Origin of the sequence: Pseudomonas sp. WS 5078, from assembly GCF_012985745.1 — a bacterium.
GTDB lineage: Bacteria > Pseudomonadota > Gammaproteobacteria > Pseudomonadales > Pseudomonadaceae > Aquipseudomonas > Aquipseudomonas lundensis_A.
This window is the reverse complement of record NZ_JAAQWX010000007.1, coordinates 37,954-52,348: the sequence shown is the minus strand read 5'-3', so window position 1 is coordinate 52,348 and position 14,395 is coordinate 37,954. Positions and strand designations below refer to the sequence as shown.

The following is a 14,395-nucleotide window of genomic DNA, read 5'->3' as shown; positions in this document are numbered from 1 at the left end:
TTCATAGCCGGCTCGCCGCATAAACAGAAAGCATCTATCACACACCCCCAAGGGACGCTTTATGAATGAACAACAGATCCTTCTGGCGTTTGGGGGCATCGGAATCGCTGCGCTGGGCTGCCAATGGCTGGCCTGGCGCCTGAAACTGCCGGCCATCCTGTTCTTGTTGCTAACAGGCATCGTGCTTGGACCGGTACTGGGTTGGCTAGACCCGCAAACACTGTTTGGCCCGCTGCTGATGCCGCTGGTGTCGTTGTCGGTGGCCTTGATCCTGTTTGAGGGAAGCCTGACGCTGCACCTGTCCGAATGGCGTGAAATTGGCACGGTTGTCCGTCGTCTTGTCACCTTGGGAGCACTGTCGACCTGGGCCGTCATTACCGTGGCCACTCATTGGCTACTGGGTTTTGACTGGCTACTGGCATTGTTGTTCGGCACCCTGACGCTGGTCACCGGGCCGACGGTCATCGTACCGATGCTGCGCGTGGTGCGGCCCAAGGCGTCGATTGCCAATATTTTGCGCTGGGAAGGGATTGTCATTGACCCGATTGGTGCCTTGCTCGCCGTGGTGGTCTATAGCTTCATCATTGCCCGCGCTTCGGGCGATGGCTTGAGCCACAGCTTGCTGACATTTGGCGGCGTGATTGTGTGCGGCAGCCTGTTCGGGATCGTGGGCGGCTGGGTATCAGGGCACGTGTTACGCAAGCAATGGCTGCCCGAATACTTGCAAAGCCTTGCCACATTGGCGACCGTGCTGGCCGTGTTCATTGCCTCCAATCAGGTCATGCATGAGTCCGGTCTGCTGGCCGTCACGCTGATGGGCATGTGGATGGCCAATATGAAAGGTGTGGATGTGCGCAACATTCTGCACTTCAAGGAAAACCTCAGCGTTTTCCTGATCTCAGGCCTGTTCATTCTGCTCGCCGCGCGCCTTGACCTGCACGCCATGATTGGCTTGGGCCCGGCAGTGCTGGTCTTGCTGCTGGTCATTCAATTTATTGCACGCCCGCTGAATGTGCTGCTCTCGACATGTGGCTCAAAACTGAACTGGCGTGAGCGCACCCTCCTCGCCTGGATTGCACCGCGTGGCATTGTGGCCGCTGCGGTATCGGCCATTTTTGCCATCCGCCTGGACGAAGCCGGTCACCAAGGGGCACTGTTACTGGTGCCTCTGACCTTCGCAGTCATCATCGGCACTGTCATCGTGCAAAGCGCTACAGCCCGACCGCTCGCACGCTTGCTCAAGGTGGCCGAGCCACCTCCCAGCGGTTTTTTGATTGTCGGCGCCAACGGCCCGGCCCGCGTGATAGGCAAAGCCTTGCAGCAATTGGGCAGTCGGGTGCTGCTGACGGATTCGAGTTGGGAGAACATTCGCGCGGCCCGCATGGAAAACCTGCCGACTTACTTCGGTAACCCGGCGTCAGAGCATGCCGAATCGCACCTGGATCTGGTCGGGTTAGGGCACCTGCTCGGGCTGTCCCCTTCCGGCGAACTCAATGCGCTGGCCGCCATGCGTTTTCGTCATGAGTTCGGGCCGCATCGCCTGTTTGCACTGGCCAACAGCCAGGAGAGCCGTCGCTCGGATAAACACCGGGCCATCCATCAACACCGGGGGCGGGCGCTCGGGGATCATGCGCTGACGTACAGTCAATTGCTGAGTGAACTCAATCAGGGCGCGCAGATGTACAGCACACACCTCACAGACGCGTTCACCTGGGAAGACTATCAGGCGCTGCACGGGGAACGTGCAAACCTACTGTTTGCCCGGGACACATCAGGCTGGATACACGTGATCACGCCGCAAAGCGACGTGATCCCCGAGGCTGGCTGGACATTACTGGCATTGATCAGGCCCGCGTAACGGGCGCCAGTTATTACTGGGCAAAGCCCGGCAGCACGGGCACAGGGCGCTTGTCGTCGTCGATGGCCACAAAGCTGAACAAGCCCTGGATCGCGAGTTCACGCCCGTCGCTGCTCATACTCTCAACGTACACCTGCACCTCTACTTTAAGGCTGGTGTTGCCCACTTTCACCACGCGCCCCACCAACTCAACGATTGAGCCCGCTGCGATCGGGTGATTGAAATTGATGGGGTCAGTGGACACCGTCACCAGTGGCAGGCGACAGAAACGGGTCGCGGCAATGAACGACACCTCATCCATCCAGGCCAGTGCAGTGCCGCCAAACAGCGTGTTGTGGTGATTGGTGGTCGAAGGGAATACGGCTTTTGTGATGCGGGTGACTGACAGTTCTGTACGACGTTGAATCTCTTGCTCACGCGGAGTCATGCTTTTTACTACCTACAACTGGACAAAGGTCTGACAAATTTCAGGCAACAAAAAAGCAGCCCGAAGGCTGCTTTTTTCTGCATCAGGAAGCTGGACTTAAGCCAGTTTTTCCTTGATGCGAGCTGCTTTACCGGACAGGTCACGCAGGTAGTACAGCTTGGCTTTACGAACGTCACCGCGACGCTTCACAGCCATGCTGTCGATTTGCGGGCTGTAGGTCTGGAAAGTACGCTCTACGCCAACACCGTTGGAGATTTTACGAACAGTGAAAGCACTGTTCACGCCACGGTTACGCTTGGCAATCACTACACCTTCGAAAGCTTGCAGACGCGAACGATCGCCTTCCTTCACTTTCACCTGAACGACGATGGTGTCGCCCGGGGCAAAAGGAGGGATCTCTTTAGTCATCTGCTCTGCTTCGAGTGCAAGGATGATTTTGTTAGTCATGCTGTGCTCCTAAGGTAGATCGTCGGATCTACCATCGATACGTTGTTAACTATCGTCCCGCGCGAGGATGTATTCCTCGAGCAGCTTCTTCTCTTCTCCAGAAAGCGAGCGGCTTTCCAGAAGATCGGCGCGTCGTTCGTAGGTCCGCCCAAGGGACTGCTGCAAACGCCAACGCCGGATGTGTGCATGATTGCCACTAAGCAATACGTCGGGAACACGCTGATCCGCATACACCTCCGGTCGGGTGTAGTGCGGGCAATCAAGCAGACCATCCGTAAAGGAATCTTCCTCGGCGGAGTCCGCATGCCCTAAAGCTCCAGGCAGCAGTCGTGTAACCGCATCAATCAGAACCATTGCCGGCAGCTCGCCGCCAGACAATACATAGTCGCCAATCGACCACTCTTCATCGACATAAGCGTCTATAAAACGCTCGTCAATGCCTTCATAACGACCTGCAATGAGGATTAATGCTTCCTCATTCGCCAGTTCGCGTACCGCCGACTGATTCAGTTGACGGCCTTGGGGCGACAGATAAATTACCTTCGCCGCCTCTCCGGCTGCGTTTCTGGCCTGAACCAGCGCATCTTCCAGAGGCTTGATCTTCATCACCATGCCCGGACCACCGCCAAATGGGCGATCGTCCACAGTGTGATGCCGGTCCGTTGTGTAGTCTCGCGGATTCCAACAGGTGAGCTGCAAGAGCCCTTGTTTCACCGCGCGACTGGTGATGCCGTAGTCGCTGATGGCGGAAAACATTTCGGGAAACAAACTGATCACTTCTACGCGCAATTTAGCCACGCTTAGAAGTCCGCATCCCAATCCACCTTCATCTCGCCCGCTTCCAGGTCGATGCTCAACACGCATTGCTCTGTATAGGGCAACAAGCGATCACGATCGTCCAGGCTACCTGGGCAAGGTTTGACTTCCATGACATCGTTCGAGCCAGTTTCCATCAGATCAACAACCTTGCCGAGCAATTGCCCTTCGAGGTTGGTCACTTTAAGACCCTGCAGCTGGTACCAGTAGTACTCGCCTTCGGTCAGCTCAGGAAACAGGTTGCGCGGCACGCAGATCTCAAATTCGCGAAGAAGACCTGCTTCATCACGATCATCAAGACCCTTGAGCTTCACGACCAGAAACTTGCCGTTATGAGAACGGCCACTGACCAGCTCTGCCTGTCGTACATCATTGCCACGCCGAAGCGTCAGCTTTTTGTAGTCCAACAGGTTATCAATTGGATCCGTAAAGGAATAAACCTTCACTTCGCCGCGCACGCCGTGAATTGAGTAGATTTTGCCGATAACGATCAAATCATCAGCAGTTTCAGGCGTCACGCTCATATTGCTCAGGCCGCAGCCTTAGCGTTTTCTTTAACCAGCTGAGCAACACGCTCAGACAGTTGGGCACCAACGCTCAGCCAGTAGGCGAGGCGGTCTTCTTTAACGGAGAAACGAACTTCTTGACCACGAGCAACCGGGTTGAAGAAGCCAATTTGTTCCTTGTGGGAACCGTCACGTGGGTTACGGCTGTCGGTAACGGTCAAGTGGTAAAACGGGCGCTTTTTGGAGCCGCCAAGGGCAAGACGGATTGTTAGCATGTGTAGATCTTTCCTGTAGTCGGTGCTGCAAATCTAAATGCACAGCGGGCATAGGTGCCCGAAAGGCCGCATATTCTAAGGAATATCCGGACTTTTGCAAATGTCTTTTTCTGGCGCCTACGTGGCGTTACATCCAGATCTGCTATAAGGCCGCCACGAATGGCGGCAAGTCAGCTCCCGCACAGTGCGGGTTTGCTGGAGATCTCGCAGGACTGCGAGCTGTGCAAGCGCAAGCGCTTGCACAGGTGAATTACATTTTCGGCATGCCGCCGCCGGGCATCATCGAGCCCATGCCGCGCATCATTTTGGCCATGCCGCCTTTGGTAGAAAATTTCTTCATCATCTTTTGCATCTGCTTGTGCTGCTTGATCAAGCGCCCGATGTCCTGCACTTGCGTGCCGGAACCCATGGCAATACGACGTTTGCGCGAACCGCTGATCAGGTCAGGGTCACGACGCTCGGCCGGGGTCATGGAGTTGATGATGGCTTCCATTTGCTTGAATTGCTTTTCTGCTGCGCCCTGGGCATTGCCCATTTGCGCCAGATTCACGCCACCCATGTTCGGCAGCTTGTCCATGAGGCCGCCAAGGCCGCCCATGTTTTTCATCTGTTGCAGTTGATCGCGAAAATCTTCGAGGTCGAAGCCTTTGCCTTTTTTGAGCTTTTTAGCCAGCTTGTCGGCTTTTTCTTTATCGAGGGTCTGTTCGGCTTGCTCGATAAGGCTGAGCACATCGCCCATGCCCAAAATACGTGACGCAATACGATCCGGATGGAACGGGTCGAGCGCATCGCTCTTCTCGCCCATGCCGAGGAACTTGATCGGCTTGCCCGTGATGGCGCGCACCGACAGCGCCGCACCGCCACGGGCGTCACCATCGACCTTGGTCAGGATCACACCGGTCAGCGGCAGCGCATCACCAAAGGCCTTGGCCGTGTTGGCGGCGTCCTGGCCGGTCATGGCATCTACCACAAACAGGGTTTCAGCTGGCTTGACCGCCGCGTGCAACTCCTGAATCTCAGCCATCATGTCGGCGTCGATGTGCAGGCGACCGGCGGTATCGACGATCACGACATCAATGAACTTGAGCCGCGCTTCATTTATAGCTGCTTGCGCAATGGCCACCGGCTTCTGGCTGATGTCGGACGGGAAGAAAGTCACGCCCACTTCACCCGCCAGGGTTTCCAGCTGCTTGATCGCCGCCGGACGATACACGTCGGCGGACACGACCATGACGGTTTTCTTTTTGCGCTCTTTAAGGAAGCGCGCCAGCTTGCCGGCGGTGGTGGTTTTACCCGCGCCCTGCAAACCGGCCATCAAAATCACGGCAGGCGGCGTGACGTTGAGGATCAGGTCCTCGTTCGCCGCACCCATCAGGCTTTCAAGTTCAGCCTGGACGATCTTCACAAACGCCTGGCCCGGCGTCAGGCTGCGCGACACTTCAGTGCCGACAGCGCGCTCTTTGACCGCGTTGACGAAGTCTTTGACCACTGGCAAAGCCACGTCGGCTTCCAGCAACGCCATGCGCACTTCGCGCAGGGTGTCTTTGATATTGTCCTCGGTCAGCTTGGCCTTGCCGGTGACATGGCGCAGCGTCTGCGAGAGACGGTCGGTTAAATTTTCAAACATGCGCGATCCTTTCAGGCCCAAAGTAGACCGGGGTTATTGCGGCCCAGCCCGTGTAAAACTGATGCTCGGCGAGCCTGCGGCGTGGGCAGGTCGCGGATTATAGCGAAGACTGATCGCGGCGGACACCTTACCGTCAGCTTATGTGGCTTTCGTGTTCAGGCGGTTGTATGCCAAACTCAGCCCTTTCGGGCTTGCCTAACAGGATTTATGCTCCCCTTGTCACCGAGTTTGCTCCCCAGCCTAGCCGCCGCGTGTCTTTACGCCGCTGCGACATTCTATCAAGGCAATTGCTTGCGCCATGGCGCAAAGGCAAACAAACGCCTGTTGGTGACGCTCGGCATTCTTGCCGTCATCACTCACGCCGCGAGCCTTTTTACCCATTTGATGACCCCTGCCGGTCTGGAGCTGGATTTTTTCAGCGCCGCCAGCCTGATTGCGGTCGCCGTGATAGCAGTAACGCTGGTCGCCTGCGCCCGCATCCCGGTCGAGAATCTACTACTGCTTCTATACCCGCTGGGGGCCCTGACAGTGCTGCTGTCCGAATTCGCCCCGCCCGGCACGGTACAAGTCATTAATGAAGAGCCCGGTATCCTGGCCCATATCCTGCTGTCGATTTTGGCATACGGCATGTTCACCATTGCGGTGTTTCAGGCGCTGCTACTGTCACTGCAGAACCACCAGCTCAAACACAAGCACCCCAAGGGCCTGATCAAAAACTTCCCGCCCCTGCAAACCATGGAAAGCCTGCTGTTCGGTTTCTTGTGGGCAGGCTGGACGCTGCTGTCGCTGTCGCTGATTTCGGGCTGGTTGTTCCTGGGCAACCTGTTTGCTCAACATCTGGTGCATAAAACACTGCTGGCGTGCCTGGCCTGGATCGTGTTCAGCGTGCTGTTGTGGGGTCGCCATCACCTCGGGTGGCGAGGCCACAAAGCCATCCGCTGGACGTTTGCCGGGTTCTGCCTGCTGATGCTGGCCTATTTTGGCAGCAAGCTGGTTCGCGAATACATTCTGCATATTTGACGGGCGATGATTATGGATAGCTTGCCCCCCGGGCCGCTGCTGGCCTTATTGGCTCTGGTGTTTGCAGGGCTGGGATTTTTTATTGGTCTGCTGTCGCGCAAGTCGCGATCCGTGGTTCAGCGTGCCGAGCCCCACTCGCTTCACAGCGCCCTGCCCGAGGAAGACGATGAACCCAACAATCGTCCGCCCTTACTGGCCGGCATTCACGCGCTGGATAACATCACGGTCAATGACATCCTGATCCCGCGGAGCGAGGTCGAAGGCCTTAACCTCGACGACCCGATAGAGGACCTGATCGAGCAGTTACGCCAAACCAAACGCACGCGCCTGCCGGTGTTTCATAACGACATTAACCAAGTTGAAGCGATCCTCAACACGCGCCATATCCAGCACATGCTGCCGGACGCCAGCCTGACCAAAGAGGCGATTCTGGCCGTTTGCCACGAACCCTACTTCATCCCTGAAAGCACCCCGCTGCATTTGCAACTGCTGAACTTTCACAAACAGCAGCGTCGGATCGGCATCGTGGTGGATGAATACGGCGAAGTACTCGGGATTGTGACCCTTGAAGACATCCTCGAAGAGATCGTAGGCGAGTTCGAAAACGAGCAAAACGTCGACAACCCGCATATCGAGCCGCTGCCCGATGGCCGCTACGTGGTAGACGGCGCGGCATCCATTCGCGAGCTGAATAAAAGCCTGGGCTGGCAGCTGCCGTGCGACGGACCGAAAACCCTGAACGGGCTGGTCACCGAAGCCCTGGAAACCATCCCGGAAACCACGGTATGCCTGAAGATCGGCCGCTATCGACTGGAAATCCTCGAAACCGAAGACAACCGTGTCAGCCGCGTATTGATCTGGCACAACAGCGTCAAGCCCGCGGCCTGATCGCCGCGCAGGGCCTTGTTCGATTCCGGCACGGCTCCCTATAATCATCCCCGCTTACCCAAGCCCCGCCAACAGGCGTGCTACCCGCGCGCCGCGTCCCCGGCGGGTTGTTGTTCGCAGTACCTGCGTGCGTTCCCATCCCGAACGGCGCTTGCACCCTGTTATCCCTCGGGGCCAACGACCATAACAATCGCTCAGCCTCGCCTCGCTCCCCGCGCAGGCCAGCCATGAGCACATAACTGTCAGGGATATGCACATGACCACCAGCACCACTTACAGCGAAGCTGCGTCCGAGAAACCGGCCAATTCAGCCACCCGTGTGGCCACCGCCAGCTTTATCGGAACGGCCATCGAATTCTACGACTTTTATGTCTACGCGACGGCCGCCGCGCTGGTCATCGGGCCGGTGTTCTTTCCGCAGACATCCGGCACCGCGCAAATGTTGTCGGCTTTTCTGACCTTCGGTATCGCTTTTCTCGCACGCCCGCTGGGCTCATTTCTGTTTGGCCATTACGGCGACCGCATCGGTCGCAAGTCCACGCTGGTGGCCTCGCTGCTGCTGATGGGCGTGTGCACCACGCTGATTGGCGTGCTGCCGGGCTATGCCACGATCGGTGCCTGGGCCCCCATCCTGTTGTGCGTGCTACGTTTTGGCCAAGGCCTTGGTCTGGGTGGGGAATGGGGCGGAGCAGCGCTGCTGGCCACTGAAAACGCGCCAAAAGGCAAACGTGCCTGGTTCGGCATGTTCCCGCAGCTAGGCCCCTCGATTGGTTTTCTGGCGGCCAATGGCTTGTTTTTGACGTTGGCCATGACCCTCAGCGATGAGCAGTTCCGCGCCTGGGGCTGGCGAATTCCATTCCTGCTGAGCGCAGCCCTGGTGATGGTAGGTTTGTATGTGCGCCTCAAACTTGAAGAAACGCCGGTATTTGCCAAAGCCGTGGCGCAACACGAACGGGTAAAAATGCCGATCATCGAGCTGTTCAGCCAATACTGGGCGCCGATGCTGCTGGGCGCGGCTTCAATGGTGGTGTGTTACGCGCTGTTCTATATCTCGACAGTGTTTTCCCTGAGTTACGGGGTGTCGACCTTGGGCTACACCCGCGAAACGTTCCTTGGCCTGCTGTGCTTTGCCGTGCTGTTCATGGCAGCGGCAACGCCGCTCGCGGCCTGGGCCAGCGACCGCTGGGGACGTAAACCGGTGCTCATCGTCGGTGGCGTACTGGCATTGCTGTCGGGTTTTTTGATGGAGCCGTTGCTCACCCACGGCACCACATGGGGCGTGGCGCTGTTTTTGTGTATTGAACTGTTCTTGATGGGCGTTACGTTTGCGCCGATGGGGGCGCTGCTGCCGGAGCTGTTCCCCACCCGCGTGCGCTATACCGGCGCGTCGGCCGCGTACAACCTGGGCGGGATTGTCGGCGCGTCTGCGGCACCGTTCTTCGCCCAAAAGCTGGTCAGCATGGGTGGTTTGAGCTGGGTAGGCGGGTACGTATCAGGGGCAGCGCTACTCAGCCTGATTGCTGTGCTGTGCCTGAAGGAAACAAGGGAAGCTGACCTGAACAGGGTCGCGTGAAGATGCTTTAAAACTCGTCGTCGCTGCCGCCAAGTACGGCAGCGACGCACAAGGGTTTACAGCTCGACAACCACGGCCTGGGCGGCACGTGTGGCTTTGGCACGCGCGGCCTCAATCGACTCGTCACGGGCCAGGGCTACGCCCATGCGACGCTGACCGCTGACTTCAGGTTTGCCAAACAGGCGCAATGCCGTATCAGGCTCGCTCAGCGCGGCACCCAGGTTGGCAAAAGCCGTCTGGGTGGACTGGCCTTGCACCAGAATGACCGCCGACGCGGACGGCCCGAACTGACGAATCAAGGGGATCGGCAGCCCCAGTATGGCGCGGGCGTGCAGCGCAAACTGCGACAAGTCCTGAGAAATCAGCGTGACCAGCCCCGTGTCATGCGGACGCGGCGAGACTTCGCTGAACCAGACCTGATCACCTTTGATGAACAGCTCGACGCCGAACAAACCGCGCCCGCCGAGTGCCTCTGTGACGGCCTTGGCAACGCGCTCGGATTCAGCCAGCGCAATCGGGCTCATGGCCTGCGGCTGCCACGACTCTTGATAGTCGCCGTTCTCCTGACGATGCCCCACCGGCGCACAGAATGTCGTGCCGCCGACGTGGCGCACAGTGAGCAAGGTGATTTCGTAATCAAAGTCGATAAAGCCTTCGATGATGACGCGACCTTTACCCGCGCGGCCGCCCTCTTGCGCGTAATCCCAGGCTTTTTGCACATCATCAGTGCCGCGTAGCAGGCTCTGGCCTTTGCCCGAAGAACTCATGACCGGCTTGACCACACAGGGAAACCCGAGGTCTTGCACGGCACGGTTGTAGTCTTCGAATGTATCTGCAAAGTGATAGGGCGAGGTCGGCAGGTCCAGCTCTTCGGCGGCCAGACGACGGATGCCTTCACGGTTCATGGTCAACGACGTGGCGCGGGCTGTGGGGATGACGGTAAAGCCTTCAGCCTCCAGTTCGACCAATGTGGCGGTAGCGATGGCTTCGATTTCCGGCACGATGAAGTGCGGTTTCTCAGCTTCGATCACGGCCCGCAAGGCGGCGCCGTCGAGCATGTTGATCACGTGGCTGCGGTGCGCCACTTGCATGGCGGGGGCATGCGCGTAGCGATCAACGGCAATCACTTCGACACCCAAACGCTGCAATTCGATGACAACTTCTTTACCCAGCTCGCCGCAGCCGCACAGCAATACGCGGGTCGCGGTCGGCGACAGTGGAGTTCCGATACGGGTCATTTCAGGTCCTCAAGGAAACAAATCATCGAAGGCGCTCGCCAGGCCAGCGCCTGCTGGGGGAGAAAGGCCGGCATTTTACATGATCCGGGCCGCGTGACCTTATTGGGCCGTTGCTTTGCGCATTCTCCAGGCCATGGCCAGCCACACGCAGGTCACGCCCGCAAACTTCGAGCCCATGGCCGTCAGGATCACGCCGGGGGTAAAAGCATCGATCATGCCAAAGAAAATGAAGGTATCAATCGGTATGCTCAGCGCTGAACTGATCCACAGCCGGTCATGCAATGGGCGCTTAGTGACGGTGAACACCAACCAGTCAATGCACTCTGACACGGCAAACGCAGTGGCGCTGGCCAAGGCAATGGAAGGGTCGGAAGTGATATAGGACAAAACCAGCGCCGCCAGCATGGCCACTAGGGCCCCATGACCAAAGCGGGTTTGCACCATGTCGCGCAGGATGAATACCAGCCCGCCCCAGGCCGACCAGATGATGTCCAGATGCGGCGCCGTAGAAAACGCGTAGTTGATGAGCACAACGCTGGCGATATACGCGATGAGATACAGCATGGTAACGGGAGACACCTCTGGGCAAGGCGCACAGGGTACTTGAGTCATGCCTGTATTTGTAGTCGCTGGCGCAGCGACCACACAGGTCAAACCGGGCCGTTCATCATCCACATCACGCCACTGGACGCGGCCCGCTCATGGCACAACACCAGCACGTCGCGGCGTTCAGCGTTGGTCATGCGGCTCCAGCGGGTGATTTCAGCCACGGTACGCTGGCATCCGGTGCACACGTCATTGTCGTCCAGCGCGCAAATGCTCACGCAGGGGGACGCTACCGGACGCTCCTGTTCACTCACGATGACTGCTCTGCAAGGTCGCGGGCGTAACGCTGGGCATTTTTCACGTAATGGGCGGCACCGGCTTGCAGCAACGCTTTTTGCTCGTCAGTCAGGTCGCGGACCACTTTGCCTGGCGACCCCATGACCAGCGAACCCTCTGGGATAACCTTGCCTTCGCCGATCAGCGCGTTCGCGCCAATGATGCAGTGTTTGCCAATTTTGGCGCCGTTAAGGATCACTGCATTGATGCCGATCAGGCTGTAATCGCCGACCGTGCAGCCATGCAGCATGGCGTTATGGCCGATGGTCACGCCCGTGCCCAAGGTCAGCGGATAGCCCATGTCGGTATGCATCACGGCACCGTCCTGCACGTTGCTGTCCTTACCGATGAGGATCAGTTCGTTATCACCCCGTAACACGGCGTTAAACCACACGCTGGCGCCCTCTTCCAGCCGCACGTTACCGATCAGCGTGGCATTGGGTGCTGTCCAACTGTCAGGGTGGGTGTCGACGCATGCGTCGCCCAAACGGTATTTCATGGCAAAGTCCTCAAGGCAGGCATGACCCTGTGAGCAGGGTTCTAGAAAGTGATAAAACGTTCTGGCGGGGTATGCAGGTTGATATTCACGTCGTCATAAAGCAAGTTCATCAACTCGACGATCATGATCGCGGTCAGCCCCCAGATCTTGTACACACCAAAGCGGTAACTCGGCACAAACCAACTGCGGCCTTGATAGTCGATACGGTGCGTGTGTTCACGGGGGTCCTGGCGGAAGAAGTCCAGAGGAACGCTGAACACAGCCGCGATTTCCGCATCGTTGGCCAGGTATTCGACATAGTCAGGAACAACCCCGACATAGGGCGTCACTCGAATGCCGTGCAGGGAAATCAATGGGCTCAGCGGGCCAATGACTTCCACCAGCCCCGGCGGCAGACCGATTTCTTCTTCAGCTTCGCGCAGGGCCGTAAACACAAGGTCCGGGTCTTCGGGGTCACGTCGGCCACCGGGGAAGGCCACCTCGCCCCCATGGGTTGAGAGGCCGCTGGCGCGCAGGGTCAATATTAATTCAGGCTTATCACTGCGGGTCACCGGCAGCAATACGGCAGCCTCGGGGAAATTGCGCTCTGTCACCAGCGTTCGCGGGGTGTAGCGGCTCACGCGGCCAAGCAGCTCGTCCAGCATAGGTCATCTCGATCCGTCACTTATCGGGCATCATGCACCAAATCACCCAATGCACCCAAGCCCCACACTGTCGCAGCACGCCATGCGGCACTTGCCCAAGCCCCGCCTGAACCGCCAAGATAGGCGCCACACCAGAGAGCTCAGCATGAAATTTTGCAGCCAGTGCGGCCATTCCGTCAGCCAACACATCCCGCAGGGTGATTCGCGCCTGCGCTACGTGTGCGACCACTGCCAGACCATTCACTACCAAAACCCGAACATCGTTGCCGGGTGCGTACCAACGTGGGGCACCCAAGTGTTGCTGTGCAGGCGCGCGATCGAACCCCGTAAAGGGTTCTGGACGCTGCCCGCCGGCTTCATGGAGAACGGCGAAACCGTTGAGCAGGCCGCGCAACGTGAAACCCGCGAAGAAGCCTGTGCCGAAGTCGCGAACCTGAGCATCTATACCTTGATCGATGTACCGCACATCAATCAGGTGCATATTTTCTACCGTGCCGAACTGCTGAACCGCGATTTTGCGGCCGGTGAAGAGAGCCTTGAAGTGCGCCTGTTCGACGAAGCCGATATCCCTTGGTCAGAGCTGGCTTTTCGCACGGTCAGCCGTACCTTAGAATGCTTTTTCGCTGACCGGCCGGGGCAAACCTATCCGGTGCGCAGCGAAGCCGTGCCGCCCTTGGCAGGCTTGGTCAAACCTCAACAGTAAACGTGTTCGTCACCCCACTGCACCTCTAGGGATACCGCTCCATGCGTTGGTTGTTTACCGCACTCTGTCTGTCATTTGCTGTTACGTGCCAAGCCGCCGTTGTCGTCACCATCAACGGCAAGCCCGTCGATAAAAATGAAGTGATCCAGCCGCATCTTTCGTCGCAGCCCGCCCGCGCCGGTCAGCCGGTGGAAAAAATCCTCGTGCTCAAGTCGGCCCGTCAGTTGCAGTTGATCAGCAACGGCAAACCCATCAGGACATACCGCATCTCATTGGGCAAGCAACCCAAGGGGCCAAAAACCCGCGAAGGCGACAAGCGCACTCCGGAAGGCCTTTACTGGGTCGACTGGCGCAAGAAAAGTGAGAAATTCAACCTCGCCATGCACATCTCTTATCCCAACATCAGCGATGCCGCACAGGCCCGCCGTGAAGGTGTGAGCCCGGGTTCAATGATCATGATTCACGGCACACCGGACACCGAAGAAAACCCGGAAAACCTGTTTCATACGCTGGATTGGACTGACGGCTGCATCGCCATGAAGAACTATGAAATGCGTGAGGTGTGGAACCTGACCAAAGACGGCACGATGGTCGAAATTCGCCCGTAACCCCTCTCGCGCCATAAAAAAAACCGCTGACCGTTACCGGTTCAGCGGGTTTTTTATTGCAGTTCCCGACTAAAAATCAGCCAGCCGCCACACCTCATAAGCAGGCGTTTCGTACGGGTGGCTGAGCTTGAGCGCAGCCACCACTGCCTGGATCAGCTCATCGGCAACCACCAGCTCAACTTTCCATTCCCCAACATATTCAACCGTGCCGGTTTGCCCGATGAACGGCTGACTGCCGTCCAGCGCGCGAAACTGGCCTTGGCCCAGGGTCTGCCAGGCACAGTGGTCGTAGTTGCCGATACGGCCGCCACCGGCAGCGAATACGGCATCCTTGACCCCATCTATGTGGCTGGGAGGCACGAAAAAGCTGAGCTTGTACATCGC

17 protein-coding genes and 1 pseudogene are annotated in these 14,395 nt (G+C 58.1%); 6 read left to right on the top strand and 12 right to left on the bottom strand.

Going from position 1 to position 14,395, the window contains the following annotated elements:
* The first annotated feature begins 61 nt into the window (after window positions 1–61).
* Window positions 62–1,858, top strand: a complete 1,797-nt coding sequence (locus HBN68_RS11395; RefSeq protein WP_169964136.1) for a sodium:proton antiporter — start codon at window positions 62–64, stop codon at window positions 1,856–1,858.
* 13 nt (window positions 1,859–1,871) lie between these two features.
* Here the strand turns inward: HBN68_RS11395 and HBN68_RS11390 are convergent, their stop codons facing one another.
* From HBN68_RS11390 to ffh, 6 genes are all read right to left on the bottom strand, one after another.
* Entirely contained in the window at window positions 1,872–2,285 is a 414-nt protein-coding gene (locus HBN68_RS11390; protein WP_047277358.1) for an acyl-CoA thioesterase, read from the bottom strand.
* A gap of 96 nt (window positions 2,286–2,381) precedes the next feature.
* On the bottom strand, window positions 2,382–2,732 hold the full coding sequence (gene rplS, locus HBN68_RS11385; protein ID WP_003440273.1) for a 50S ribosomal protein L19: 351 nt from the start codon (window positions 2,730–2,732) through the stop codon (window positions 2,382–2,384).
* A 45-nt stretch (window positions 2,733–2,777) separates the two neighbouring features.
* Window positions 2,778–3,530, bottom strand: coding sequence for a tRNA (guanosine(37)-N1)-methyltransferase TrmD (trmD, locus tag HBN68_RS11380; RefSeq protein WP_094992477.1), 753 nt, complete (start codon window positions 3,528–3,530; stop codon window positions 2,778–2,780).
* Between the two features lie 2 nt (window positions 3,531–3,532).
* Window positions 3,533–4,072, bottom strand: a complete 540-nt coding sequence (gene rimM / locus HBN68_RS11375) for a ribosome maturation factor RimM (protein WP_094992478.1) — start codon at window positions 4,070–4,072, stop codon at window positions 3,533–3,535.
* 5 nt (window positions 4,073–4,077) lie between these two features.
* Entirely contained in the window at window positions 4,078–4,329 is a 252-nt protein-coding gene (gene rpsP, locus HBN68_RS11370; RefSeq protein ID WP_019411651.1) for a 30S ribosomal protein S16, read from the bottom strand.
* Between the two features lie 250 nt (window positions 4,330–4,579).
* Window positions 4,580–5,956 carry a signal recognition particle protein gene (ffh, locus tag HBN68_RS11365; RefSeq protein ID WP_094992479.1) on the bottom strand — a complete coding sequence of 459 codons (1,377 nt, stop codon included), beginning with the start codon at window positions 5,954–5,956 and terminating at the stop codon, window positions 4,580–4,582.
* Window positions 5,957–6,163: 207 nt separating this feature from the next.
* Between ffh and ccsA the strand changes: the two genes are divergently transcribed.
* The 3 genes and pseudogenes from ccsA to HBN68_RS11350 all read left to right on the top strand — a co-directional run bounded on the left by ccsA (window position 6,164) and on the right by HBN68_RS11350 (window position 9,437).
* On the top strand, window positions 6,164–6,976 hold the full coding sequence (ccsA, locus tag HBN68_RS11360; RefSeq protein ID WP_094992480.1) for a cytochrome c biogenesis protein CcsA: 813 nt from the start codon (window positions 6,164–6,166) through the stop codon (window positions 6,974–6,976).
* Between the two features lie 147 nt (window positions 6,977–7,123).
* A pseudogene (locus HBN68_RS11355) lies at window positions 7,124–7,864 on the top strand (transporter associated domain-containing protein); the annotation flags it as partial.
* Between the two features lie 256 nt (window positions 7,865–8,120).
* Window positions 8,121–9,437, top strand: a complete 1,317-nt coding sequence (locus HBN68_RS11350; protein ID WP_094992481.1) for an MFS transporter — start codon at window positions 8,121–8,123, stop codon at window positions 9,435–9,437.
* Window positions 9,438–9,493: 56 nt separating this feature from the next.
* On the opposite strand, the gene purT is transcribed toward HBN68_RS11350, so the two are convergent.
* From purT to HBN68_RS11325, 5 genes are all read right to left on the bottom strand, one after another.
* Window positions 9,494–10,675, bottom strand: a complete 1,182-nt coding sequence (purT, locus tag HBN68_RS11345) for a formate-dependent phosphoribosylglycinamide formyltransferase (protein ID WP_169964132.1) — start codon at window positions 10,673–10,675, stop codon at window positions 9,494–9,496.
* 99 nt (window positions 10,676–10,774) lie between these two features.
* Entirely contained in the window at window positions 10,775–11,239 is a 465-nt protein-coding gene (locus HBN68_RS11340; protein ID WP_094992483.1) for a VUT family protein, read from the bottom strand.
* 86 nt (window positions 11,240–11,325) lie between these two features.
* Window positions 11,326–11,535: a DUF1289 domain-containing protein gene (locus tag HBN68_RS11335; RefSeq protein WP_094992484.1), complete on the bottom strand. Its 210-nt coding sequence runs from the start codon at window positions 11,533–11,535 to the stop codon at window positions 11,326–11,328.
* Window positions 11,532–12,056: a gamma carbonic anhydrase family protein gene (locus HBN68_RS11330; protein WP_169964130.1), complete on the bottom strand. Its 525-nt coding sequence runs from the start codon at window positions 12,054–12,056 to the stop codon at window positions 11,532–11,534. The genes HBN68_RS11335 and HBN68_RS11330 overlap by 4 nt, the downstream gene beginning before the upstream one ends.
* A gap of 41 nt (window positions 12,057–12,097) precedes the next feature.
* Window positions 12,098–12,700: a CoA pyrophosphatase gene (locus tag HBN68_RS11325; RefSeq protein WP_169964128.1), complete on the bottom strand. Its 603-nt coding sequence runs from the start codon at window positions 12,698–12,700 to the stop codon at window positions 12,098–12,100.
* Between the two features lie 145 nt (window positions 12,701–12,845).
* Between HBN68_RS11325 and HBN68_RS11320 the strand changes: the two genes are divergently transcribed.
* Together HBN68_RS11320 and HBN68_RS11315 are read left to right on the top strand one after the other, a co-directional pair.
* On the top strand, window positions 12,846–13,403 hold the full coding sequence (locus tag HBN68_RS11320) for an NUDIX hydrolase (protein ID WP_094992487.1): 558 nt from the start codon (window positions 12,846–12,848) through the stop codon (window positions 13,401–13,403).
* Between the two features lie 41 nt (window positions 13,404–13,444).
* Window positions 13,445–14,011 (top strand): L,D-transpeptidase family protein, encoded by a 567-nt coding sequence (locus tag HBN68_RS11315; RefSeq protein WP_094992488.1) that lies wholly within the window; start codon window positions 13,445–13,447, stop codon window positions 14,009–14,011.
* 69 nt (window positions 14,012–14,080) lie between these two features.
* On the opposite strand, the gene HBN68_RS11310 is transcribed toward HBN68_RS11315, so the two are convergent.
* On the bottom strand, window positions 14,081–14,392 hold the full coding sequence (locus tag HBN68_RS11310) for a YqfO family protein (RefSeq protein WP_094992489.1): 312 nt from the start codon (window positions 14,390–14,392) through the stop codon (window positions 14,081–14,083).
* Window positions 14,393–14,395 lie beyond the last annotated feature (3 nt).